Origin of the sequence: Bradyrhizobium sp. 2TAF36 (assembly GCF_052114925.1) — a bacterium.
In the GTDB taxonomy this organism is placed as follows: domain Bacteria; phylum Pseudomonadota; class Alphaproteobacteria; order Rhizobiales; family Xanthobacteraceae; genus Bradyrhizobium; species Bradyrhizobium barranii.
The window spans coordinates 13,796-38,420 of sequence record NZ_JBFRFR010000057.1 but is presented as its reverse complement, the minus strand read 5'-3'; the positions used below and the strand labels follow the sequence as shown (position 1 = coordinate 38,420).

The 24,625-nt window shown below is 65.0% G+C and carries 22 protein-coding genes; 12 read left to right on the top strand and 10 right to left on the bottom strand.

Going from position 1 to position 24,625, the window contains the following annotated elements:
* Positions 1-15 precede the first annotated feature (15 nt).
* On the bottom strand, positions 16-363 hold the full coding sequence (locus tag AB4Z51_RS29530) for a RidA family protein (protein ID WP_038958155.1): 348 nt from the start codon (positions 361-363) through the stop codon (positions 16-18).
* A gap of 308 nt (positions 364-671) precedes the next feature.
* On the opposite strand from AB4Z51_RS29530, the gene AB4Z51_RS29525 reads away from it, so the two are divergent.
* Complete coding sequence (locus AB4Z51_RS29525; protein ID WP_135216468.1) at positions 672-2,993, top strand: molybdopterin guanine dinucleotide-containing S/N-oxide reductase; 2,322 nt, start codon at positions 672-674, stop codon at positions 2,991-2,993.
* A gap of 391 nt (positions 2,994-3,384) precedes the next feature.
* Here the strand turns inward: AB4Z51_RS29525 and AB4Z51_RS29520 are convergent, their stop codons facing one another.
* Positions 3,385-4,362 (bottom strand): helix-turn-helix domain-containing protein, encoded by a 978-nt coding sequence (locus tag AB4Z51_RS29520; protein ID WP_441498584.1) that lies wholly within the window; start codon positions 4,360-4,362, stop codon positions 3,385-3,387.
* A gap of 348 nt (positions 4,363-4,710) precedes the next feature.
* Here AB4Z51_RS29520 and AB4Z51_RS29515 point away from each other — a divergent pair, with 348 nt between their 5' ends.
* On the top strand, positions 4,711-5,118 hold the full coding sequence (locus AB4Z51_RS29515; RefSeq protein WP_441498583.1) for a winged helix-turn-helix domain-containing protein: 408 nt from the start codon (positions 4,711-4,713) through the stop codon (positions 5,116-5,118).
* 42 nt (positions 5,119-5,160) lie between these two features.
* Positions 5,161-7,590, top strand: coding sequence for an ATP-binding protein (locus AB4Z51_RS29510; protein WP_441498582.1), 2,430 nt, complete (start codon positions 5,161-5,163; stop codon positions 7,588-7,590).
* A gap of 6 nt (positions 7,591-7,596) precedes the next feature.
* Here AB4Z51_RS29510 and AB4Z51_RS29505 read toward each other — a convergent pair whose 3' ends face one another.
* The 7 genes from AB4Z51_RS29505 to AB4Z51_RS29475 all read right to left on the bottom strand — a co-directional run bounded on the left by AB4Z51_RS29505 (position 7,597) and on the right by AB4Z51_RS29475 (position 15,258).
* A complete protein-coding gene (locus AB4Z51_RS29505; protein WP_441498581.1) occupies positions 7,597-8,316 on the bottom strand; it encodes a hypothetical protein in 720 nt (239 codons plus the stop codon).
* 105 nt (positions 8,317-8,421) lie between these two features.
* Entirely contained in the window at positions 8,422-9,465 is a 1,044-nt protein-coding gene (locus AB4Z51_RS29500) for an alpha/beta fold hydrolase (RefSeq protein ID WP_441498580.1), read from the bottom strand.
* 38 nt (positions 9,466-9,503) lie between these two features.
* Positions 9,504-10,460 carry an alpha/beta fold hydrolase gene (locus tag AB4Z51_RS29495; protein ID WP_441498579.1) on the bottom strand — a complete coding sequence of 319 codons (957 nt, stop codon included), beginning with the start codon at positions 10,458-10,460 and terminating at the stop codon, positions 9,504-9,506.
* A gap of 41 nt (positions 10,461-10,501) precedes the next feature.
* Entirely contained in the window at positions 10,502-10,663 is a 162-nt protein-coding gene (locus AB4Z51_RS29490) for a hypothetical protein (protein WP_441498578.1), read from the bottom strand.
* A 30-nt stretch (positions 10,664-10,693) separates the two neighbouring features.
* Entirely contained in the window at positions 10,694-11,392 is a 699-nt protein-coding gene (locus AB4Z51_RS29485; protein ID WP_441498577.1) for a type 1 glutamine amidotransferase domain-containing protein, read from the bottom strand.
* A gap of 196 nt (positions 11,393-11,588) precedes the next feature.
* Positions 11,589-12,296: a hypothetical protein gene (locus AB4Z51_RS29480; protein WP_441498576.1), complete on the bottom strand. Its 708-nt coding sequence runs from the start codon at positions 12,294-12,296 to the stop codon at positions 11,589-11,591.
* A gap of 118 nt (positions 12,297-12,414) precedes the next feature.
* On the bottom strand, positions 12,415-15,258 hold the full coding sequence (locus AB4Z51_RS29475) for an ATP-binding protein (protein ID WP_441498575.1): 2,844 nt from the start codon (positions 15,256-15,258) through the stop codon (positions 12,415-12,417).
* Between the two features lie 326 nt (positions 15,259-15,584).
* On the opposite strand from AB4Z51_RS29475, the gene AB4Z51_RS29470 reads away from it, so the two are divergent.
* The 7 genes from AB4Z51_RS29470 to msrA all read left to right on the top strand — a co-directional run bounded on the left by AB4Z51_RS29470 (position 15,585) and on the right by msrA (position 21,071).
* Positions 15,585-16,253 (top strand): sensor histidine kinase, encoded by a 669-nt coding sequence (locus tag AB4Z51_RS29470; protein ID WP_441498574.1) that lies wholly within the window; start codon positions 15,585-15,587, stop codon positions 16,251-16,253.
* A 33-nt stretch (positions 16,254-16,286) separates the two neighbouring features.
* A complete protein-coding gene (locus tag AB4Z51_RS29465; protein ID WP_441498573.1) occupies positions 16,287-16,988 on the top strand; it encodes a VOC family protein in 702 nt (233 codons plus the stop codon).
* A gap of 259 nt (positions 16,989-17,247) precedes the next feature.
* Positions 17,248-18,561, top strand: coding sequence for an epoxide hydrolase family protein (locus tag AB4Z51_RS29460; RefSeq protein ID WP_441498572.1), 1,314 nt, complete (start codon positions 17,248-17,250; stop codon positions 18,559-18,561).
* Between the two features lie 65 nt (positions 18,562-18,626).
* Positions 18,627-19,475, top strand: coding sequence for an enoyl-CoA hydratase/isomerase family protein (locus AB4Z51_RS29455; RefSeq protein ID WP_441498571.1), 849 nt, complete (start codon positions 18,627-18,629; stop codon positions 19,473-19,475).
* Positions 19,476-19,596: 121 nt separating this feature from the next.
* Entirely contained in the window at positions 19,597-20,019 is a 423-nt protein-coding gene (locus tag AB4Z51_RS29450; protein ID WP_014493564.1) for an OsmC family protein, read from the top strand.
* Positions 20,020-20,130: 111 nt separating this feature from the next.
* The gene (locus AB4Z51_RS29445) at positions 20,131-20,526 is read left to right on the top strand and encodes a cupin domain-containing protein (RefSeq protein ID WP_441498570.1); all 396 of its coding nucleotides are present in this window, start codon (positions 20,131-20,133) and stop codon (positions 20,524-20,526) included.
* 29 nt (positions 20,527-20,555) lie between these two features.
* Positions 20,556-21,071, top strand: a complete 516-nt coding sequence (gene msrA / locus AB4Z51_RS29440; RefSeq protein WP_441498569.1) for a peptide-methionine (S)-S-oxide reductase MsrA — start codon at positions 20,556-20,558, stop codon at positions 21,069-21,071.
* Between the two features lie 94 nt (positions 21,072-21,165).
* On the opposite strand, the gene AB4Z51_RS29435 is transcribed toward msrA, so the two are convergent.
* Positions 21,166-21,807 (bottom strand): TetR/AcrR family transcriptional regulator, encoded by a 642-nt coding sequence (locus AB4Z51_RS29435; RefSeq protein ID WP_441498568.1) that lies wholly within the window; start codon positions 21,805-21,807, stop codon positions 21,166-21,168.
* A gap of 139 nt (positions 21,808-21,946) precedes the next feature.
* Here AB4Z51_RS29435 and AB4Z51_RS29430 point away from each other — a divergent pair, with 139 nt between their 5' ends.
* Both AB4Z51_RS29430 and AB4Z51_RS29425 read left to right on the top strand, forming a co-directional pair.
* Positions 21,947-23,089, top strand: coding sequence for an HlyD family secretion protein (locus tag AB4Z51_RS29430; protein WP_441498567.1), 1,143 nt, complete (start codon positions 21,947-21,949; stop codon positions 23,087-23,089).
* Entirely contained in the window at positions 23,086-24,579 is a 1,494-nt protein-coding gene (locus tag AB4Z51_RS29425; RefSeq protein WP_441498566.1) for an MDR family MFS transporter, read from the top strand. The genes AB4Z51_RS29430 and AB4Z51_RS29425 overlap by 4 nt, the downstream gene beginning before the upstream one ends.
* Positions 24,580-24,625: the final 46 nt, after the last annotated feature.

The window sequence follows — 24,625 nt, the reverse complement described above, 5'->3', positions numbered from 1 at the left end:
GCCTCGAGCCTGGGGTTACCGGGCCGCGATGGCCGTCATCTCGAGTTTGACGCCTGGACCGAGATCGGCCACGCCGATCGCAGCGCGCGCCGGCAGGTGAGCTTCCGCAAAGTGCGCCTTCCAGGCCGCATTGAACTCCGCCTTCTCCTTCAGGTTGGTCATGAAGATGGTCACCTGCAAGACGTTGGCGAGATCGGAGCCGAGCGTCGTCAACAGGCGCGCCAGCTGCCCGAGGACGTCGTTGGCCTGGCCCGACATATCGAGGCTGGTGTCCTCGGGGACGATCCCGCCGATGTAGAGCACGCCATTATGCTCGACCACTTCGTGGAGGAGTCCTTCGTAGGGCAAGACGCGCTGGATCATGATGAACCGATGCTGCTGTGGGGATGGGCGGCATATCGCACATTTCCATGTCGATGTCGTTTGAAGAGATTTCGCGACCGGGGCGTCTCGAAGGTCGTCCAACAAGATATTGAAAATAAAGAATAAATTGGCTTAAGAATCGCCGCTTGTCGTGCGGTCGGACGGTCACCCAGCTGCACTTGCGCGCGGGAGCCCGGCGTTTCCGACGGCCCTGATCCCGACGACATCATGATGCGGATCGGTATACTGCCACCGGAATCGACGCGGCAGCGGCTGGGTCCGTGCCGTACCGGAACAAGGATCAGACGATGGACGATACGATTGGCTTTCCCGACCCCGGCCTCGACCTGTCTGACGGCTTCAAGCCCCACACCTCGCATTGGGGCGTGTTTTCCGCGCGTCAGAGCGAAGCCGGGCTCGAGGTCAGGGCCTATGCGGGCGACCCCGATCCGAACGGCATCATCGGCAATTTCCCCGGCGCGCTGCGGCATCAGGCGCGCATCGCCCAGCCGGCGATCCGCCGCGGCTGGCTCGAGCGCGGACCTGGCCCGGACGATCGCCGCGGCCGCGATGAGTTCGTCTCCGTCAGTTGGGAGAAGGCGCTCGATCTGCTCGGCGACGAACTCGGCCGCATCCGCGATACGCGCGGCCCCGGCGCCGTGTTCGGCGGCTCCTACGGCTGGTCGAGCGCGGGCCGCTTCCATCACGCCCAGAGCCAGGTGCATCGCTTCCTCAACATCGCAATGGGCGGCTATGTGCGCTCGGTGAACACTTACTCTTCGGGCGCATCCTCGGTGCTGCTGCCGCAGATCCTTGCCGGCTACGAGGACATCACCAAGCGCAACGTCACCTGGGAGCAGATTGCCGAGAACACCGACATCGTGCTGGCGTTCGGCGGCATGGCGCTGAAGAACTCCATGGTGGCCGGCGGCTCGATCAGCAAGCATGTCGAGCGCGGCGCCATGGAAGCCGCGCGCCGGCGCGGCTGCGCGTTCATCCTGGTCAGCCCGCTGCGCGACGATCTTCCCGTCGAGGCCGGCGCCGAATGGATGACGTGCCTGCCCGGCACCGACACCGCCCTGATGCTCGGCATCGTCCACACACTTGTGAGCGAAGGTCTGCACGACCAGGCCTTCCTCGATCGCTACACCGAAGGCTGGCCCGTGTTCCTGCGCTATCTCAATGGCGAGAGCGACGGGCAGGCCAAGCATGCCGAATGGGCCGCCGCGATTTGCGGCGTCGATGCGGACGCGATACGCGAGCTCGCGCGCCGCGCCGCCGGAAAGCGTGCACTGATCACCGTTTCGCATTCGCTCCAGCGCGCCGAGCATGGCGAGCAGCCGGTGTGGATGGGCATGGTGCTCGCTGCAGCGCTCGGCCAGATCGGCCTGCCCGGTGGCGGTTATGCTTATTCGCTCGGCGCGATCGGCTATTATGGCCGCCGCGTCAACGACGTGCCGGGACCGACGCTGGGGCAGGGCCGCAACGGCGTGCGCGATTTCATTCCGGTCGCGCGCATCGCCGACATGCTGCTCAGTCCCGGCACGACCTATCGCTACAATGGCGAGACGCGTACCTATCCGGACATCCGCCTCGTCTACTGGGCCGGCGGCAATCCCTTCCATCACCATCAGGACATCAACCGCTTGCGCAAGGCTTTTGCGCAGCTCGATACGTTCGTCGTGCACGAGCTCGCCTGGACCGCGACGGCGCGGCACGCGGACATCGTGCTGCCCTCGACCATGACGCTGGAGCGCGAGGACATCGGCTATTCGACCAACGATCCCCTGATGGTCGCGATGCACCAGATCGCCGAGCCCTTCGGCCTTGCGCGTGACGATTACGACATCTTTGCCGATCTCGCCGAGCGCCTGGGTGCGCGCGAACCTTTCACCGAAGGGCGCACGTCGCGGCAGTGGCTCGAACATCTGTACGAGCCGACTCGCGCCTCGCTTCAAGCTCGTGGCCTCGAGGCGCCTGATTTCGACGAATTCTGGCGGCGCGGCAGCCTGGTCGTGCCGCAACAGCCCGACGACGGCGGCCGGCTGCGCAGCTTTCGCGAGGATCCGGCCAAACATCCTCTGCCGACGCCGAGCGGGCGCATCGAGATCTATTCAGCCAAGATCGCCGCGCACGGCGATGCCGATTGTCCCGGCCATCCGATCTGGCTCGACAAGACCGACATGCCGAAACCCGGCGCGCCGTGCTTCCTCGTCGCCAACCAGCCGGTGACGCGCCTGCACAGCCAGCTCGACTTCGGCGGCCATTCGCTGGGCGCGAAGCATCGCGGCCGCGAGGTGGCGCGCATGAATCCACGCGATGCCGATGCACGCGGAATCAAGGACGGCGACATCATCCGGCTGTTCAACGAGCGCGGCGCCTGTCTCGCCGCCGTCCACGTCACCGACGGCATCGCGGCCGGCGTCGTGCAGCTTCCGACCGGCGCGTGGTACGACCCGATGGAGCCCGAGGACGAAGCGCCGCTCTGCGTTCACGGCAATCCCAACGTGCTCACCCGCGACATCGGCACCTCGTCCTTCGCGCAGGGCTGCACCGGCCAGCTCACGACGGTCGAGGTGGAGAAGTTCACCGGCAATCTGCCGCCGATCCGCGCGTTCGATCCGGTATAGGCGCGTCGCCGGGATTGCTGCGGCCGTAGTGCGAAGGCGCCGGACTACGCTGCGCTCTATCCGGTCTACGCGAAATGCGCTCGCAACGACGACGTGGAGGGAGTGTGAGTCATACTGCGCTCTCGTGCCCGTGCCGTAGCGCGTCCAGGACACGAGAGGCAGAAAGAAAAGGGGCCGTCCTGTGTGGGCGGAGGGACGGCCCCGAGTGGCTCGCAGGCCCGGGAGGAAAAGGGCTCGAGCCGGCGTGAGTGGCAGGGCACTCACGCCAAAGAAATCGCAAACCGGTCGAACTGCAGATGGCGTGATGCCAAGTGCCTTGATCTCAAGTCGCTTGATTCCAAATCCCTTGATTTCAGATACCTCGATTCCAATTCGCCTGCCGCCGCACGAACTACGCGGCTGCGCCGACCATCCAGTCCATGTCCGCGGCAGGGCGCCGCCGCGGAAGCGCCTCCGTAGCAGGCAGCACAGCCCTGCTGGCCAGACGCCAGCGTGCCGGTGACTCGCCGCTGATGCGCTTGAACACGGTCGAAAAATGCGCCTGGGTGCTGAAGCCGACGGCAAGCGCGATCTCCGCCAGCGGCCGCTCGGTCGTCGTGAGCAAGGTCTTCGCATGCTCGACGCGATGATTGAGCAGATATTCGCGCGGACGGTAGCCGGTCGCGGCGCGGAACTGTGCCGCGAAATGCATCCTCGAGAGGCCCGCGACATTGGCGAGCTCAGACAGACTGATGCAGCGATCAAAGTGATCGGCGATATATTGCTCGACGCGCCGTAGCCGCCATTTCGGCAAGGCATTGACTTTTGAGCGTGGCAGCTCGAGCCGGGTCAGATGCATCGCAAGGGTCTCGCCGATGCAGCGCGCGAATTGCTGGTCCGCGGTATCGCCATGCTCGGTCAGTGCCTTGGCGAGCTCGGCTGCGAGCGGGTCGCGCAGCAGGACGAGGTCGTTGAGGCCCTCGGTCGCCGGCCGCGCCGCCGAAAAATGATCGGTGGAGATGTGGAAGTGCAGGAAAGCGCAGGGCGAATGGAATTGCACGCCGAGAAGCTTCGATGGCGCACTGACGTACAGCGTGCCCGCGGGCATGGTGCCGTCGAAGATGATCTGACGGTCCCGCGTCAGCTTTACCCGAGCGGTCTTCAGCGCGATGGCGACGAAATAGCGGTCCGCCGGCGTCGTCGCTTCGTGCGACGAGATGGCCCGCGAGTCTTCCCATCGCGAAATCGTGATGTCCGCGTCCAGGCCGCGATCGATCTTGCGCCATCCGCTTTCCTGCGCGATTGCACGCATCCCGTGCGAAGCCTCGCGATCACACCGGCTGGCGGGAARTTCGATCCAGGCATGCGCTGCTTGCAAGTCATTGAACATCGCTCGTCCTCTCCTGGCCTCGTCGCCGCTTGCAGCGATCAGCCAACTCTCAGTGCTTTCCACGATCAGAGGATAGGCGTGAGCCAGGCAAGAAGCCCGTTAGTGATGATTAGGAGGTGTTAGATTTTGTGCGAGCACATGAAGTGTGACAGCCCGCCGCAGGACGTTTGATTTTGTCCAGCTTTTCAATTATTTGCGCAGATCGGTGCGGTGTGAGGACATTGCAGAACATCGCGCTGCGATCGATGTGCCGGTATGAGGCCGGCTCGGCGCCTTGCTGGACCGCGCATCGACGGCGGGTATAGTCGCCGCGCATTTGAATGAAATGGCCGTCAAGATGAGTCAGAAGTGACCGAACCCCCGGCAGCACATGGCTCGCCCGGCAATGGCGCCGGGGCGAGCCTTGATTTCGACGCAGTCTCGTTCGGACCGTTTTCGCTGCGGTCGCGGTTGCTCGAGAGGGACGGAGCGCCGGTCAAGCTCGGCAGCCGCGCGATGGACATTCTGCGTCTGCTCCTCAGCCGTGCCGGCGAAGTGGTGCCGAAGAACGAGATTCTGAGCTACGCGTGGTCCGGCCTCGCGGTCGAGGAAATCAGCCTGCGCGTCCATGTCGCGGAGCTGCGCAAGGTGCTTGGCGACGGCAAGGACGGGGCCCGCTACATCACCAACGTCCCGAGCCGCGGCTATTGCTTCGTCRCGCCCGTGCAACGTGGCGAGCGCAACGCCGCTCCGGCACTCGCGCCGCGTGCACCTTAAAGAACGGCGCCGCCTGCAGCCTTGCCACACCGGCTGGACCGGATGATCGGTCGGGACGACGTGCTGCCCGAGTTGTCGGCGCGTCTGCTGAGCGACCGCTTCGTCACGCTGCGAGGACCGGGCGGCATCGGCAAGACCACGGTTGCGACCGCGCTCGCGCATGACATGTGGCAGGCGTTCGAGGGGCACGTTCATTTCCTCGAATTCGGCCCACTGAAGGACGCCACGCTGGTCGCGAGCACGGTTGCCGCCGCTCTGGGTCTCGTCGTTCATCACGATGATCCCTCAGGCAGCATCGTCAATTTTCTGCGCGGCCGGCGGCTGCTTCTCATCCTCGACAGTTGCGAGCACGTCATCGACGAGGTCGCTCGTCTGGCCGAAAACATCTATCGCGAGGCGCCGGGCATCGCGATTCTCGCCACCAGCCGCGAGTCGCTGCTGGTGGAAGGCGAGCAGATCTTCGAACTCGTTCCGCTGGCCGGCCCGCCGCAAGGGGCGCGCCTCAGCGCCGGCGAAGTGCTGGATTATCCGGCCGCGCAGCTGTTCATCGATCGTGCCGCGGCCGCAGGCCATCGCGGCGATATCACGGACGAGGATGCCGAGGTCCTGGCCGAGATCTGTGGCAAGCTCGACGGCATCGCGCTCGCGATCGAGCTCGCCGCCGTGCGCGTCGGCGTCTACGGATTGCGGGAGATGGCCGCGCTGCTAGACTCCAGGCTCAAGCTCGAATGGCGCGGACGGCGAACGGCGCCGCCACGGCAGCAGACGCTCGGCGCGACGCTCGACTGGAGTTTTGGCCTGATCGGCGAGAGCGAACGCACAGTGCTTCAGCGACTCGCCATCTTCGCCGGCCCCTTCACGCTCAAGGGCGCGATGTCGGTCGCCGCGGATGAGGGCGCCGCGGCCGATCGCGTCGTCGATGCGCTGGAGCAGCTCGTGGCCAAGTCGCTGGTGTCGGCGCAGCCCGATGGCGCATCGCGGCGCTATCGCCTGCTGGATGCCACGCGCGCCTATGCCATGCAGAAGCTGGTCGACGCAGGCGAAGCGGCGGCGACCGCGCGCCGTCACACGGCCTATGTTCAGCGCACGCTCGAAGCCGGCATGGCCGAGCAGGGCGGCGACCCGGCTTCGCGCCTGCAGGCGCGCGCGAGCCTGCTCGCAGATGCCCGTGCGGCGTTGGAATGGAGTTTTGCCAACCACGACGGTGCCGCCTTGCGCGTGCCGCTCGCCGGCAGCGCCGCAAGGCTGTTCGTCGAGCTCAATCTGCTGAACGAGGCGCGCATCTGGTCGGGCCGCGCGCTCGCGATGCTCGACGATGCCAACCAGGGCGGCAAATGGGAACTCGAGCTGCAGTCGACGCTCGGCCACGCCTTCATGTTCACGGAGCGCAACAGCGAGCAGGCCGAGGCCGCACTCCGGCGCGGGCTGGAGATCGCCGAAGTGCTCGACGATCACGCCAATGCGTTCAGGCTGCTGTCGCGGTTGAACATGTTCTATCGCCGCACCGGCGACTACAGGCACCTCGTGCCGACCGCACTCCAGGCCGAGCGCATCGCCCGCCAGATCGGCGACACCGCGGGGATCGCAGGCAGCAAGGCGCTGCTCGGCGTGTCCTATCATCTCGCCGGCGACCAGGCCGAGGCGCAGGCCCATCTCGATGCAGGCGTGCGCGACGACGCCGCGCTGCGCGGGACGGAGCCCGGGCATTTCGCCTATTCACGCACGCCGCAGATTCCGCTCGCACGGGTGCTGTGGCTGCGTGGCTTTCCCGACCGCGCACTCGATTGCGTCCGTCCGCTCGTCGGCGCCGCCGCGCCGCGCGATGTGGTGATGCATTGCATTGCGCTGTGCTGGTCATCCTCGGTGTTCGGCTGGGTCGGCGACTGGGCCGCCGTCGAGACGATGACGGGACGCCTCGCGACCCATGCGAATTTGCACGGACTCGCGCCGTACGAAGCCGTCGCGACCGGCTTTCGCGCGCAGACCATGATCGCCCGCGGTGAGCCGGCCGGCGGTGTCGATCTGCTGGGGAGCGCGCTGCCGCGCCTGCATGCGGATCGCTACGAGCTCTACGCATCCGCCTTCGCCGCAGACCTGTCGCAGGGACTGGCGGCGCTGGGACGGTTGACGGAAGGGCTGCAGGTCCTGCACGAGACGATCGCCCGCGTCGAGCAGGGCGGCGGAGGTTTTGACATGCCCGAGCTCCTGCGCCGGCGCGGCGACCTCGAGGCGCGGACCGGTGATCTCGGTGCCGCCGAAGCGAGCTTTGCCGCATCGCTCGCGCTAGCGGAGCAGCAGGGCGCGCTGTCCTGGCGATTGCGGACGGAGATGTCGCTCGCGGCGCTTCGGCTTCGGCAGGGCATCAAGAATCCGCTCGACGATCTCGCCGCAACCTATGCCCGATTCTCGGAAGGATTCGAGACGGCGGATTTGAAGGCCGCGCGGCTCGTGCTGGACGAGGCATCGGCCTGACAAGGCTCAGTCGAACCGGAAATCCGCGAGATCGATCGACACCATCAGCTCGTCACGCAGCGGCATCAGATCGTCGCCGCGCAGATAGATGCGCCGGCGGCTCGGGAGCTTGAAGCCGTCGACGGTGACGGGATCGGATACGTACTGAGCTGCCGGAAAATTGCCGGCGATCTCGACCCGGTAATCATGCCGGCGGATCAGCATGTCGGGGCCAAAATAAAAATCCTGCTCGGCGCTGTGGCTTGCGATCACGGCCGGGAAGGTCGCCCGCAATCCGCGCCAGACCTCCGCGCCCTCGCGCCAGGGTGYGATCTCCCGGACCTCGAACCCGTCCGCCGCCAGCAGGAACGGCGCAGTCATGTAGGTCCAGAGCGCATAGCCGTTGAAATAGGCGCGATGCAGCGGATCCCAATGCGTGCGCATATCGTGCCGCGCGAACGCGGCGCGCGGATTGTTGCGCTCCGCGACGATGCGGCCGTCCGCGGCCACGATGGCAATCCGCTCCGGGCTGAAGTCGGTGCGCTGGCCGGGCTTGCCGAACGGCTCCACGGAAGCGCGCTCACGATGCAGCTCGATCCGCATCGTGCGCGGCGCCTGGTCCTGATCGACGCCCTTCAATATCCAGAGGTCGCCGCCCGTCACGATCGTGGCGGTGAGTCGCTCGTGGGCGTTCCATCGATCGAGCCCGCCATGGGCTTCGATCGCATTCGCCAGCAGCGGAATCATCCGGCCGTTTCCTCTCGCATCGGTGGTGTCGCCCCAATAGAAATACCCCCGTGCGCAGACGATCGCCCGTTAAGCGTTGTTAAGTGCCGTTGGCAGGCCCGGCGCCTAGGCTTCGGCCATGACGTCCAGCACCGCGTCGGCAAAGGCCTTCGGCGCTTCTTGCGGCAGATTGTGGCCGATACCGCCCTTGATGGTCCGGTGCGAATAGCGCCCGGAGAATTTCTTCGCGTAAGCGGACGGTTCCGGATGCGGTGCCCCGTTGGCGTCACCCTCCATGGTGATGGTGGGCACGGCGATCACGGGGGCCTGCGCCAATTTCGCCTCGTCGTCGGCGTATTTCGCTTCGCCTTCGGCGAGGCCCAGCCGCCAGCGATAATTGTGGATCACGATCGCCACATGGTCCGGATTGTCGAACGCCTTCGCGCTGCGATCGAAGGTGGCGTCGTCGAAATGCCATTGGGGCGAAGCGAGYTGCCAGATCAGCTTCGAGAAATCGTGGCGGTACTTGTCGTAACCCTCGCGGCCGCGCTCGGTCGCGAAATAGAACTGATACCACCATTGCAGCTCGGCCTTCGGCGGCAGCGGCATCTTGCCGGCCTGCTGGCTCCCGATCAGGTAGCCGCTCACCGAGACCATCGCCTTGACCCGCTCCGGCCAGAGCGCAGCGATGATGTTGGCGGTGCGCGCACCCCAGTCGAAGCCGGCAATCGTCGCCTTGTCGATTCCGAGCGCGTCCATCAGGGCGACGATGTCGGCCGCGATCGCCGCCGGCTGCCCGTTCCGCATCGTCGAGTCGGAGAGGAAACGCGTGCTGCCGTAGCCGCGCAGGTAAGGCACGATCACGCGACGGCCGGCCGCGGCGAGCAGCGGTGCGACATCGACGAAGGCGTAGATGTCATAGGGCCAGCCATGCAGCAGGATCACGGGCGGGCCATCCGCGGGACCCGCCTCGGCATAGCCGACGTTGAGGAGGCCGGCGTCGATCTGTTTCAGGGACGCGAACGAGGTGTTGGCGCCGGGCTTGACGACGGTGGCAGACTTCGCCGGCTTCGCCGTAGCCGTCGTGCTCAGCGCAAGCTGGGCCGCGGCAAGCGCCATCGCAGCCCTGCCGACGAAACGACGTCGTTCGTGGCTGATGTTATCGGTCATATGTGCCTCCTGTGGTCGGTGCATTGTGCAAGTCGCCGTCAGCCCTTGTGCCCATCCAGACGCGCAAGGAAGTCGCGAACCAGCGTGGCGATCTCGTCGGTCGCCTCGTCGAGCGCGAAATGGCCGGCTTCGAGGATGTGGACCTCCGCCTCCGGCACATCGTCGCGATAGGCCGAAGCGCCGGCGACGGCGAAGGACGGATCGTACTTGCCCCAGACCACCAGCGTCGGCGGCCGCGCCTTGCGCAGCCACTCCTGCCATTTCGGATAGGAGGCGACGTTGGTCCGATAATCGAGGAACAGCGTAGTCTGGATCTCGGCCTCGCCGGGACGCGTCAGGAACGCGTATTCGTCGGTCCAGGTGTCAGGGTCGTAGCGTTCGGGGTGCGGGCTGGACCCGAGGTGCCGCTGGCGCGTCGCGGCCAAGGATGTGAAGTTGGCCTTGAGCGCCTCGAGCTCATGCGCCGGATCAGCCCAGTATCTGCGACGCGCTTCCCAGAGCGGGCTCAGTCCCTGTTCGTGCGAAACGGCATTCTGGATCATGATGGCGCGGACGCGCTCGGGATGCGCCAGCGCCATGCGGAAACCGACCGGACCGCCATAGTCCTGCATGAACAGCACGTAGTTGGTCAGGCCGAGCTTGTTCGTCAGCTCGCCCATCACGCCGGCGATGTTGTCAAAAGTGTAGGTGAAATCGGACGGCGGCGGCGCGCTGCTGTTTCCGAAGCCGGGATAATCAGGCGCGATCAGGTGATATTTGTCGGCGAGCAGCGGCAGCAGGGATTCCCACATCCGCGACGAGGATGGGAAGCCATGGAGCAGCAGCACGGTCGGCGCGTCGGCGGACCCGGCCTCGCGGTAGAAGATATTGAGACCCCCGATATCGATCGTGTGATAGCTGATCGAGCGTCGGCTCGACCGCAGATCCTGTGCCGAGGCCTGCACGGTGGTGCAGGCGAGGGCGGCTGCGAGGGCGAGGGTGGCTGGAATGTTCATGTCATCGCTCCGATGTGGGCGCGTCGAGACGTGSCGGCGCGTCATGCGCCGGCAACCGCTCTGACGGGATTGAGCGGCACGCTCCCACCTTGATCGCTGTTGTGCGCAGCAGCTTCCGCTCGCCGGATCACATTCGTAAGCTCCGGCGTAAAGCTTTCGTCATCATCCTCGATGTGTCCGGTCAGTGCCGGGGCGGTGCTCATTGATGAGCACCGCTCCGATGCGAGCCTGACTTACGCGGCCGACTTCGCCTTCTTGGCGAGGGCGGCGAGCAGCGTCTGCGCAGCCGGGCCGGAGGAGTGCGGATTCTGTCCCGTGATGAGCCGGCCCGCGCTGACGACGTGTACGCCCCAGTTCGCCGTTTTCGAGAAGACCGCGCCGAGCTTCAACATCTCGTCCTCCACGAGGAACGGCACGACATTGGTCAGGCCCACGTCCTCTTCCTCGCCGTTGGTGAAGCCGGTCACTTCCTTGCCCTCGACCAAAGGCTTGCCATCGGGGGTCTTGACGTGGCGCAGCGCACCGGTCGAGTGACACACCACCGCGATGGTCTTGCCGGCGGCGAGGAAGGATTCGATCAGCTTGACCGAGTCCTTGTCTTCGGCGAGGTCCCACATCGGGCCGTGACCGCCGGGATAGAACAGCGTGTCGAAGTCTTCCTGCTTGACGCTGTCGAGGCGCACCGTCTTGTCGAGCTGGGCTTCAGCGGCAGCGTCCGCCTCGAAGCGCAGCGTCAGGTCAGTGCGGAACTCGGGCTCGTTGCTCTTGGGATCGAGTGGCGGCCGACCGCCCTTGGGCGAAGCCAGCGTGATCTCCGCGCCGGAATCCTTGAAAACGTAGTAGGGGGCGGCGAGCTCCTCGAGCCAGAACCCGGTCTTGCGTCCGGTGTTGCCGAGCTGGTCGTGGGAGGTGATAACCATAAGAATCTTCATGACGATCTCCTTGAGTGCGTTCGCTGCAATGACGCATTCCCTCGTGGTGGAGGTGCGCCGGCCTCGGTCTCGTTCGAGCACAACACTGTTCGTTGCTCGTGAGCCCAATGTTGCACCCAAGGCCGCGTGTTAGCTCGTTATGTATTGTTAGGCGTTGAGAGCAGTGAACGGTTCCCGCTCTCGCGCGTCGCCACCGCTATTCGAACACGGCGTCGAAGATCTCGACGTCCATCAGCACGGGCCTGGCGATCACGCTTCCATCAGGCCGCAGCGTCTGCACACGCCGCAATGTCGGCACGACGATGCCGCCGAAGCTGTCATGGGCCCAGGAATAATGTGCGACCTTGTTTCCGAACAGATCGTGATCCGTCCGCCGTTGCAGGGCGTTCTCGTCGAAGTAGAAGATCTGCTCGGGCGCGAGCGTGATCAGGTTCGGCGGGAACTGCGCGCGCAGCCGCCGCCACGTGTCAGCGTTTTCGCGCCACGGCGGAAGCTCCTCCGTGACGACGTCGGGATGGGCGAGCAGAAATGGGTTGGTCAGATAATTCCAGATCGCAACGCCGCAGAAGAAGACGAGGTGCAGTTCGTCCGCGAGCGCAGGAGAGCCGGTCTCGGGAAATGCAGGGCTCGGGTTATCCCAGGTGCGCAGGACCTCACCCTCGAGGCTCTCGATCGTGATCGCGTCGGGCTGAAAGCAGCCGGAGTGTTCACCCCCGGTGATGCCGGTGAAGCGGACCGACTGGGCGCGGATCGAGCCCTCCGCCGTCACGTCCTTGAATTCGCTGGCATGTCCGGCGCTGGAGAACAACGAGCCGCCGACGGAAAGGTGGAGCGTGAATCGGGTCAAGCTATTCCAGCGGGCCATACCGCCGCTGGCATCAATTACATCGTCAAGAAGCGCCATATCCCGCCATATCCACCGTGAAGTGCCACCACCATGGCGGGGCGGATGCGGCTTGGCGTGTTAGAAGTTGTTAGGACTTGCGAGCAGGTGCTTGGACGGTATCCCGTTGAAGATACTGTCAATTCAGCGCGCTCAGGAGCTCCCTGGCGGCCACGAGATCGCGGGTCTGGAGGCCTTCCTGGTATCGCGCGACGAGCGGGGCGAGCAGAGCGCGTGCTTCGCCCGCCTGTCCGGCCTGGCGCCAGACCCGGCCGAGGCTGATCGCCCCCCGCAGCTCCCAGCCGAGCGCGCACTGCTGGCGCGACAGATCGAGCGATTTCCGGAGGCAACTCTCGGCCTCGGCGGTGTTTCCCGACCGGACGAGGATGTCGCCCTTGACCCGGAGCATCTCCGGCATGTCGAAGGATTCGCCATGATCTGGAATCTGCGCAATGGCCTCATTGATCGTGCGCAAGGCCTCGTCCGGCTGGTTCTCCGCGACGAGGCCCTCCGCCAGCGCCGTCGCAAACACCGTCGTCATGATCCGGTGCCGCGTCGCGTACAGCGTGGCCTGGCTGCGGCGAAGATGCTCGATCCCGCCGGCGATGTCGCCGCGGCGAAGCATGAGCTCGCCCTTCTGGCCGATGCCGACGGCGTGATAGGGACCAAGGAAGTGCCGCGCCGAATGGTCGATCAGCCGCTCGATCAGGATTTCGGCATTGGCCCAGTCGCCGACCCAGAGGAACACGTAGATCGTCCAGATCAGGGAGATGCCGAGGGTGAGGGGTTGTTCGAGCAGTTCCGCCTCGCGAACGGTGTATCTCGCCGCCTCGATCGCGCGATCGGGCCGGCCGGTGAGCCAGAGCCCGCGCGCCAGCGCGACCAGCGCGACGATGCGGTCGTCATAACCGAGGTGCCCGATGTTCAGCCGCTGCGAGCCGGGATTGTGCACCATCGCGCTCTCGCAGAACTGCACGGCCTTGTCCTGATTGCCGATCAGATGGTGCGCGACGCCCAGCATCCATTCCACGTTCAGCGCGGCGGCCGGATCATTCAGCTTGCGCGCAACGCTCTCGCCCTGCTCGCCGGTGCCGAGCGCGCCGTGAAAATCCCCGACCCTGGTCAGGTAGATGTGCAATCCGCGCAGCAGCCAGAGCTGCCAGTGCAGATCCTCGAGATCCCGCGCAAGCTGAAGACTTCGTGTGAACGTCGACCGGACCGCTTCGGTATTGCCCTGCGTGAACATCACGGAGACGCCGAGCGCGGCCTGCAACGTCATCTCCTGGCGGCGGTCGATCGAATTCGTATCGAGAGAGACAAGCGCCTGCTTCGTCCAGCGATAGCACTCCGTCAGCAATGTCAGTTCGAGGAAAAACTGGGCCGCCGAAGCCGCCAGATCCACGCCGATCGTCCGGTCGGCGTTATCCGAAAAGCTCCAGGCCAGCGCGGCCCTGACATTGGGCAAATGGTCGGCATAGGGAAGGAAGCCGCCCGCGGTCTGCATGCCCGTGGATTTGAGCGCGATGTCGCGCAGGAAGTCGCGGAAATATTCGGCGTGAGCGCGCGCGACACGGGGCGCTTCGCCGTTCTCGACGAGCTTCGCGCCGGCGAAGGCGCGGGTGGTGTCGAGCAGACGATAGCGCAGCCGCCGCTCCGCAGGTGAGGTTGCGATCAGCGATTTGGAGAGCAGGTTCGAGATCGCCTCGACCGCCTCGGGCTCGCTGATGCCCTGGCTGGACGCAACGGCGAGCGCGGCCTCCATCGTGAATGGCCCGACGAACACCGACAAACCGCGCAGCGTCGCGCTTTCGGCCGCCGGCAACAGATCATAGCTCCAGGCGAGCGCCGCGCTCAGGGTCTGGTGCCGCGGGATCGCGGTACGGCGTCCCCGCCACAGCAGCGCGAAGCGGCTGTCGAGCAGCGAGGCGGTTCCGGCAATGCCATAGGCGTTCACGCGTCCGGCGGCGAGCTCGATCGCGAGCGCGATGCCGTCCAGTCGCCGGCAGATCTCGGCGACAAGCGGTGCATCCTCCTCGCTCAGTTGGAATTCGCCCAGGCTCTCGGCAATGCGTTCCACGAAGAGCTGGCTTGCGGGATAGGCAAGGATCTCGGCGATGCCGAGCCCGTCGCGCTGGGGCGGGCAGTCCAGCGGAAACAACCGGTGGACGCGTTCGCCTTCGGTGCGAAAGGATTCGCGGCTGGTGGCGAGAATGTGCAGCTCGGGCGCCTCCTGGACGATGTGCTCGGCCAAGGGCGCGAGCTCGTCGATGATGTGCTCACAGCTGTCGAAGATCAGCAGCATCCGACGGTTGCGCAGCACCGTCAGCAGGCCCGGCATCGGGTCCTCGGAATTGACGGTCAGGCCGAGCGTGGCGGCGATGGTGCTTGGAACGAGCCTGGCATCCGTCAGCGCGCCGAAATCAACGAAGTTGACCTGACCGTCGAAGGCCTGGAGTTCGCGATGCGCGACGGCGAGCGCGACGGAAGTCTTGCCAATCCCGCCGGGGCCGACAATTGTCACGAAGCGATGCTGCGCAAGCTCGGTGGAAATCCGCTCGACCGCGTCGTCTCGTCCGATCATCCTGGCAAGCGGCGGCGGGAGTATGTGAGGCGACGGGACGGCCGGGCTTGTCCGCGTCTCCGGCGATTCGGACCGGACCAGCGGGCCCGCGAAGCAATAGCCACGGCCGGGCACATTGACGACATAGCGGGAGCCTTCACCGGCATCCCCCAAGGCCTTGCGTAGCGTCGTGATGTGGAAGCGCAGGCTGCCTTCATCGACCGTCACGTCGGCCCAGACGCGCYTGATCAACTCACGCTTGTCGATGACCTCGCCGGCGCGCTCGACGAGAAAAATGAGGATGTCGAGTGCGCGGCCGCCGAGGTGAAGCGGAGCGCCGTCCTTCTCGAGCAGGCGCGACCTTGCGTACAGCCGGAATGGCCCGAAGGAAATCGCCGCATCCTGGTCGTTAGTGTCCACCACGCGCCAATGAATCCAGTGAAGGGGCTGTTGTCCGCATCCTGATCTAGCAGAACGAGGTTATGAGTAAACTGGTCGAAAGTGGCGAAATCGCGCGGCAAGTCATTCGGCCGCACCGGGATGATGCGTGACAAATTTCGCTTAAACGCGAGCGGCTTGGGAAGCGATCGGGACGACCCGTCAGCGTGCTTGACCGTCGAGAGGACGGTCTGGCCGCCAACTTGTGCCGCCGATCATAACAAAATCTTGCAACGTCTAACGAGCAAAACGCGCGCGGTGCATCCAGTATACGCTTCGAATTAGGTCCTAGATCCAACGGGGAGGCTATCATGTCCGCTATCGGCTTGGAGACGAGCGACCATTTCGTTCGTTCTCAGCACATTGCCAGCCTTGATGATCAGTCGCGTGACTGGGAACTGGTGCTGCGGGAATCCCACCATCGGATGAAGAACACGCTGACGCTGCTGGGTGCGTCAGTCCGCCGCGACTTCTCGCGGCCGGGTACCAGGGATATGTCGGGCGCGGTGGACCGGTTCGAGCAGCGCATCGTCGCGTTCGGCAGGCTCTATCAGCTTTTGTCCGACAGCGACAGTCTGACCGCCGTCTCCGTCGAGGCCTTCTTCGAAAACCTGTGCGAGGCGCTCTCCGAGGCAGTGCTGGAACCGGCCGGCATCCGCTGCGAGGCCGCGATCGAGAGCGGGGCGCTGCCGGCATCGCAGTGTCATCGGCTGGCGTTGATGCTGACGGAGCTGGTCACGAATGCCGCCAAACATGCCTTCCCGAACAAGAACGATGCGCTGATCCGCATCGAAATGGCCAACCGCGACGGCGCCTGGTTCTGCACGGTGGCTGACAACGGCATCGGTGCGACCGGTCCGCTTCAGGGCACCGGCAGCCGCATCCTTGAAGGGCTCGCACGCAGTATCGACGCGCGGTTGCAGGGCGAAGCGAGCCAGGGCGGCACACGCGTGACGATCGTGATGCCCACTGCCGCTTGAAGCTCGCTTCAATTTCAACTCAGGGAGTTCGACATGGCCACCACCGAAATCGACCGCGACGCCGAGGCCGGGTCCCCGAACACGTCTTCGACATCGCATGGCGTTGACCTGAAGCTCGAGATCGTCGTCATCCCCGTGTCGGATGTCGACCGCGCCAAGGCGTTCTACGCGCGCCTCGGCTGGCGATTGGACGCCGATTTTGCCTCAGGTGACGAATGGCGCGTGATCCAGTTCACGCCGCCGGGTTCGGCCTGTTCTGTGATCTTCGGCAACAACGTCACACCGGCAGCGCCCGGTTCGGCGCGCGGGCTGTACCTGATCGTTTCCGATCTGGCCGCGGCGCGACAGGAACTGCTCGACCGCGGCATCGCGGTGAGCGCACCATTCCATGGTGCGGGCGACGTTCACACCGGTCCGGACGAGCCGTATCTGTTCGGCAGCGTCCGGGTCAGCGGTGCTGACCCGAAGCGCGGCAGCTACAGCTCGTTTGCCTCGTTCAGCGATCCCGACGGTAATGGCTGGCTGTTCCAGGAGGTCACGACGCGACTGCCTGGACGCATCGCGGGTGATGGCACGACGTTTGCCTCAGCGGCCGATCTGGCCGCAACCCTGCGACGTGCCGCTGTCGCGCATGGTGAGCACGAGAAGCGCATCGGCGGACACGACGAGAACTGGGCGGATTGGTACGCCGACTACATCGTCCGCGAGCAGGCCGGTCAACCGCTGCCCTCCTGAGTTGTAATGAACTCATCGCCTGAATTCACAGACAGGGCGCGCGCCGATTGAACTCGTCGCGCGCCGAGTTGCTTCTGCATCGCGCGCATCGTCATCGTCGCTCGCTCTCCTGCATCCCGCGGACTCGCAACGGCTAACGCGGCCTAACAACCGATAACGAGCTAATTGCCAGGACCTGCGCCAATCTCTCTTCACGACGAAACGACGCGTCGATTTCGAATTCGGTTGGCGTCACCGGCCAAAGCAAGGGAGATCTGCCATGACAACGCAAGCACGAGCCGACATTCTCAATCCCGACCGCCGTCAATTGCTGAGCCAGGCCGCAATGACCGCGGTCGCCGCCAGCGTGGCGAGCCTGCTGCCGCTGCGTCCGGCAAAGGCCGCTGCAAGCGGCGCCATCCGGCCGTTCCGCGTCAGCGTGCCCGAGGAAGATCTGCTTGACCTCCGCCGCCGCCTCGCAGCGACACGCTGGCCCGATCGCGAGATCGTCGCCGACCAATCGCAGGGCGTGCAGCTCACGACGCTCCAGCAGCTCGTGCGGTACTGGCAGAACGACTACGACTGGCGCAAGATGGAAGCGCGGCTGAACGCCTTGCCGCAATTCGTCACCGAGATCGACGGCGTCGACATCCACTTCATTCACATCCGCTCCCGCCACGAGAACGCACTGCCGATGGTCGTCACGCATGGCTGGCCGGGCTCGATCATCGAGCAGATGAAGATCGTCGGCCCGCTCACCGACCCCACCGCGCATGGCGCGAAGGCCGCGGATGCATTCGACCTGGTGATCCCCTCGCTTCCGGGCCACGGCTTCTCCGGCAAGCCGACGGAGCTCGGCTGGGATCCCCAGCGCATCGCGCGTGCCTGGATCGTGCTGATGAAGCGCCTCGGCTACAACCGCTACGTGGCGCAGGGCGGCGATTGGGGCAATGCCGTCACGGAGCAGATGGCGGTGATCGCGCCGCCGGAGCTGCTCGGCATTCACACCAACATGCCCGCCACCGTTCCCGACGACATCGCCAAGGCGCTTCAGCCCGGCGGGACGCGGCCGTCAAACCTCTCGGCCGACGAGCGCATTGCCTACGACCAGCTCGACGATTTCTACAAGTATGGCCTCGGTTACGCGATCGAGATGTCGAACCGGCCGCAGACGCTCTATGGCCTCGTCGACTCGCCGACCGGCCTTGCGTCCTGGATGCTCGATCACGACGCACGTAGTGCTGCGATGATCGCGCGGGTGTTCGACGGCAAGACCGAAGGCCTGTCGCGGGACGACGTGATCGACAACATCACGCTCTATTGGCTCACTAACACCGCGGTGTCGTCGGCGCGGCTCTACTGGGAGAACAAGCTGGTGTTCTTCGCGCCCAAGCACATCAAGATCCCGGTCGCCRTCAGCGTGTTCCCTGACGAGATCTATGCCGCGCCGCGCAGCTGGGCCGAGAAGGCCTATCCGAAGCTGATGYACTACAACCGGCTCGACAAGGGCGGCCACTTCGCAGCCTGGGAGCAGCCCGCGCTGTTCTCTGCGGAAATGCGCACCGCGTTCCGCCCGCTGCGCCAGTCGATCTGAACCGAGCAGGGGACGCGCGCTGCCGTTCGTCCCTTTTCCGAACACAAATATCAGGAGTGCCAACAATGAACCGCCCCGTACAGATATTCACCACCGAAGACATTCGCCTGGAGCRGCGCCTGCCGACATACTGGCGCGTCACCTTCGACATGCCGCCGGTGAACATCTTCGGTCCAAAGCACCTTCCGCTGCTCAACGAGATCATCACCGCGATTGAGACCGATCCGGACGTGAAAGTGGTCGTATTCGACAGCGCCGTTGAAGGCTTCTTCATCACGCATTACGACTTCCTGGCGCCGCTTGAGGACTCGCTTCGCGTTCCACCCGGGCCGACCGGCCTGCAGGCGCTGCCCGACATGCTGGTGCGCCTCAGCCGCGCGCCGGTCGTCTCCATTGCCTCGATCCGGGGCCGTGCGACCGGGGTCGGCAGCGAGCTCGCGCTGGCGAGCGACATGCGCTTTGCCAGCCGCGAGAAGGCGATCCTGTCGCAATGGGAGGTCGGCGCGGGACTCGTGCCCGGCGGCGGACCGATGGCCCGGTTGCCGCGGCTGATGGGCCGAGGCCGTGCGCTCGAAGTGTTGCTCGGTGCCGACGACATCCACGGCGATCTCGCCGAGCGTTACGGCTACGTGAATCGTTCGCTGCCGGATGCGGAGCTCGACGGCTTCGTCGAGGCGCTCGCCATGCGCATCGCGTCGTTCGACAAGGAGGCCATCGCCGAGACCAAGCGTCTTGTCGATGTTGCGAGCCTGCCGCCGGATGACGAGATCAAGCCGGAGTGGGACGCGTTCCTGGCCGCGCTCGGCCGTCCCGCCAGCCAGACCCGCATCGAGGCGCTGATGGCGCGCGGTTTCCACCGCGCTGGCGACGTCGAGAACCGGCTTGGCTTCCATGTGGGTCAAATCAGCGGCTAACGGAACCGCCGTGGCGTTCGGCCGGTTGGAGGGGTGACAGGCGGTCGTGCCAATGTCGCTTTCCTCCGCTACCGAGCGCCGGTGCTAAAAACCAACCTGAAAACCAGCAAGGAGAATTGAGATGATCCGCAAGGCAACAGCAGTCTGGAAGGGCACCGGTCGCGACGGCACCGGCCATCTTTCGAGCGAATCCGGCGTGCTCGCCGGCACACCCTATTCGTTCAAGACCCGCTTCGAGAACGAGAAGGGCACCAATCCCGAGGAGTTGATCGCCGCGGCCCATGCCGGTTGCTTTACCATGGCACTGGCCTTCGGCCTTCAGCTCGCCGGCTTCACGCCGGACGAGCTGTCGACGGAAGCCGCCATCACGCTCGAGCCGGAAGGCAAAGGCTTCAAGATCAGCAAGTCGGCACTGACGCTTCGCGCCAAGGTGCCGAACCTTGACGACGCAGGTTTCGCCAAGATCGCCGGCGAGGCCGAGAAGAACTGTCCGGTGTCGAAGGTGCTCAACGCCGCGATCACGCTCGACGCCAAATTGACCTGATCCAACACAGGGAGCGGTGCCATGCCTCGCCAAGATCTGTCTCGCCAAGATCCGCCTCGTCAAGATTTGCGTCGCCAGCATCAGCCGGATGAAGACAGGTTCCGGGCGATCTTGCCCGAGGACATCGCTTGGCAACCGTTCCCTGCGTTCCCGCCGGGCGCGCGGCTGGCCGTGATGGTCGGCCATCCCAGCGAACCCGGACCTTACGTGGTCCGGGTGAAGGTGCCCGGGGGCACAAAACTGATGCCGCACAAGCATCCGGAAGATCGCATCTACACGGTCATGTCGGGTGTGTTCTACATCGGCCTCGGCGAGCGTTTTGATGACGACCAGGTGAAAGCCTATCCGCCGGGCAGCGTCATCGTGCTGCCCGGCGAGACCTGGCATTTTCACTGGGCGAAGTCCGGCGAATACGTCACACAGGTCTCCGCCATCGGGCCGCTGGGCCTCGAATATCACGACGACCACGATGACCCGCGCTTGCATCCGGCAGCGGACAAGCGCTGACTATCTCGACGAAACCAATGGAGCATCAGATGACGACAGAGCGCGCAGTTTTGGCCGGAGGCTGCTTCTGGGGCATGCAGGATCTGATCCGCAGGCAACCGGGGGTGATCTCCACCCGTGTCGGTTACACTGGCGGGCATGTGAAGAACGCCACCTATCGCAATCACGAGGGCCACGCCGAGGCGATCGAGATCATCTTCAATCCCGCCAAGACGAGCTTCCGGACCATGCTGGAGTTCTTCTTCCAGATCCACGATCCGACCACGCTCAATCGCCAGGGCAATGATCTGGGCACGAGCTACCGCTCGGCGATCTTCTATACCAGTGACGAGCAGAAGCGGATTGCCGAAGACACCATCGCCGATGTCGAGGCGTCCGGTCTCTGGCCCGGCAAGGTGGTGACCGAGGTTGCGCCCGCAGCGGAGTTCTGGGAAGCCGAGCCCGAGCATCAGGATTATCTCGAGCGCTATCCCGATGGCTACACCTGCCACTTCATCCGGCCCGACTGGAAGCTGCCGCGGCGTGCGGCCGCCGTGGGAGGCTAAGCGGATTGTCGCGTAAGGCCGCCGAGGGCCTTTTGACGAGGAGTGCAAATGTGCGAACTCCCCTCATCGTACGATCACGAGAATTCCTCGCGGCTCAATGCGCCTCTGGTTGGCGTCGGCAGATCACAGTCACCGCCTTGCGGGCAATCTCCCTCAGATCGGCGCGGCGCGCGCCGGCGCGGGCGCGGATGGCGATCGTCTGCATCGTGGCGGCGGCAAGGATCGCAAGTGGAGCCGGATCGGCCTCGCGATCCAGCTCGCCCTTGTCTTGCGCCAGGCGGAAGCGGGCCTCGAAATCGGCATCGATCGCCCGCAGTCCCGTCGCAACGCTGCTCCGGATCGCCGCATCCTCGGCGACTTCGGTCACCGCGGTACCGACCACGAAGCAGCCGCGCGCTGATCCCTTGCCGGAAAAGTAGATCGACAGCGCCGCGTCATAGGCCAGCATCAGCGCTTCGTCCAAGGGATGGTCCCCTGCGAGAGCCTCACGCGTTGCCGCGAGGCTGATCTCCCAATAGCGCGCCAACGCCTCGAGATAGAGCGCGTGCTTGTTGCCGAACACCGCGTAGAGGCTCGGTGGGCTCATGCCGGTCGCGGCCGCGACCTTGTCCAGGGACGTGCCGGAATAGCCCGTCCTCCAGAACGTTTCTGTCGCCCGCTTGAGGGCCGTCTCAGTGTCGTAGGCGGGTGGCCGTCCCCGGCGCGCCGGTCCCGTCTCGCTCTTTTTCCGTGCCATGTCGTTCGAACCTGGTTGCCATGTTCCACACGTATATTTGTATGGATCGTTATAAAAATCAATGGCCGCGCGGCTTGATCGCCGCGTCGGGGTACAATATTTGTAACGAACGTTAGTAAATGAGATGAGGACGAGGACGATGGGTTTGAACTTTGCGCCAATCGCCGGCTGGCTTGGCGATCGCAGCTTCCGCGGGAGCGAGGTGGCGGCGCCGTTGTTCGGAGCGGATCTTGCCAGGCGACTGCGCCGGCCCCTGATGCTCGTGGTGCCCGCCGCGGCTGCCGTGTTCGGCGCCTTCATGTATCTGGCGCAGGAACAATACGTCTCGACCGACGATGCGTTCGTGCGCGCCGCGAAAGTCACCATCAACGCGCGGGTGTCCGGTCAGGCGGTCGAGATCGCCGTGCGCGACAATGAGCGTGTCCGGCAGGGCCAGGTCCTGTTTCGAATTGACCCGGAGCCCTACCAGATCGCCGTCGATCAGGCCGAGGCCCGGCTCGGCAGCGCGCGGCTCCAGATCGACTCCCTCAAGGCGACCTACCGCCAGCAGCAGGCGGAGCTGCAATCGGCGATGGACTCGGCCTCTTTCGACGAGCGCGAGTTCGACCGCAAGAGGATGCTGGTCGCCTCCGACTTCACGCCGCGCGCGGTCTACGAGCGGGCCGAGACCGATCTCAAGGTCGCGCGCCATCGGATGACATCGATCGAACAGCAGATCGCCAATACGGTCGTCGCGCTCAACGGCGACCCCGACATCGATGTCGACCGTCATCCGATAGTCCGCGCGGCCAGGGCGCAGCTCGATCGCGCGCGGCTCGATCTCTCCTACGCCACGGTGAGGGCACCCGACGACGGTATCGTGACCAAGGTCGACGATCTGCAAATAGGCGGTTTCGTCAACGCAGGCGCGCCCACGTTCTCACTGATGTCGAGCCGGGACGTCTGGATCGAGGCGAATTTTCGTGAGACGGGCCTGACCCACATGCGGCCGGGCCAGGAGGCGACGATCGACGTCGACGCCTATCCGGATCGAAAATTCAAGGCGCATATCGTCAGCATGAGTCCCGGCACCGGGTCGGACTTCTCGATCCTGCCACCGGAGAATGCGACCGGGAATTGGGTCAAGGTCGTGCAGCGGCTGCCGGTGCGCCTCGAGCTCGACGATCCCGATTCGACCCGGCCGCTGTTCTCCGGCATCAGCGTGACGGCGCGGGTCGACACCGGCCATCGTCGCAACTGGCTGCATCTGCTCGAGCCTGCGCTTGCGACGGAGGTCAAATGAGTACGCCCCTCCCATCGACCGCGACCGGCGGTCATCATGCAATCTCGGCGGCCGCCTTGATGGCGACCTACATGCAGGCCGTCAACATTTCGATACCGAACGCCGCGCTGCCGCACATCCAGGCCACGCTCTCGATGGCCAATGACGAGGTCGGCTGGGTGTTCTCCTCGTATATCGCTGCAAGCGCCGTGACCATGTCGATCACGCAATGGCTCGCGGGACGCTATGGCCGCAAGGCGGTCTATCAGACAGCCCTTGCCGTCTTCACGCTTGGTCTTGTCCTCGACACGCTGGCGACGACGTCGATCCAGTTCGTGCTGGCGCGGATTCTCCAGGGCGCGGCGAGCGGACCACTTGCGCCGCTCTCATTGGCGGTTCTGCTCGAGGCGACGCCGGCGGCGCGACAAGCGCGCATGGGCCTGGCATTGACGGTCTGCTCGCTGCTCGGCATCAGCACCGGCCCCGCTCTTGGTGGCTGGCTCAGCGAATATTACGGCTGGCCGTCGATCTTCTATGTCAGCCTGCCCATGACGGCCTTCATCGCCTTGACGATGGCGCTGTTGCTGGGCGAGAAGCGGGCAGAGCGGAGCCAGCCCTTCGACGTCTTCGGCCTGACGACCTTCTCCGCCGGCATGATCGGGCTGCAGATGCTGCTGGATCGCGGCGAGCGCCTCGAATGGTTCGCCTCGACGGAGATCTGGGTTGAAGCGATCGCCTCGGTCCTGGGATTCTATCTCTTCATCGTGCACGTTCTGACGAAGAAGGAACATTTTCTCCGCACGGCGCTGTTCAGGGATCGCAATCTCGTCCTCTCGACGGTGATCTCCTTTGCGCTCGGCTTCGTCCTGCTGCCGACATTGGCATTGACGTCCCCGATGCTGGAGGAGTTGCTCAACTACCCTGTCGACACCACCGGCTACATGAGCATTCCACGCGGCGTGGCGCTGGTGGGAGCGCTCGTGCTGACGAGCCTGGTTCCGGGACAGGTCGACTGCCGGCCGTTCCTCATGGGTGGAATGGCGCTGGTGGTCTATGCCAACTGGCTGATGCTCGGCTATTCGCCGGCGATGGATTGGCGGCCGGTCGTCGAAGCAGGTTTCCTCCAGGGCGCAGGTCTCGGCATGTTGTTGCCGGCGCTGGTGAGGGCCGCGTTCGGAACGCTCGATCCGAAGCTTCGCCCTGAAGGCAGTGCGCTGATCAACCTGTCGCGCCTTTACGGCAGCACCATCGGCATCGCGGTGGTCCAGCTGTTCTTCTATGCCAACACTCAGGCCGTGCATATCGCGCTCGCCAAGCATCTCACGCCTTATCGTGTCGCGGCGAATGTCACGGGCCCGATCGGGAAGCCAGGCCTTGCCGCCCTCAACGGCATGGTCACGCGCCAGGCGGCCACGGTCGCGGTCATCGATCAGTTCGAGATCCTGATGTTCGCCATGCTCGTCGTGATCCCGCTGGTGTTCTTTCTTCGTAGGCCGCGTCCCGTCGGCTAACGCCGGAGAGTCGTGAAAAAGTGTCCGCAACCTCGATCGCTTGGTC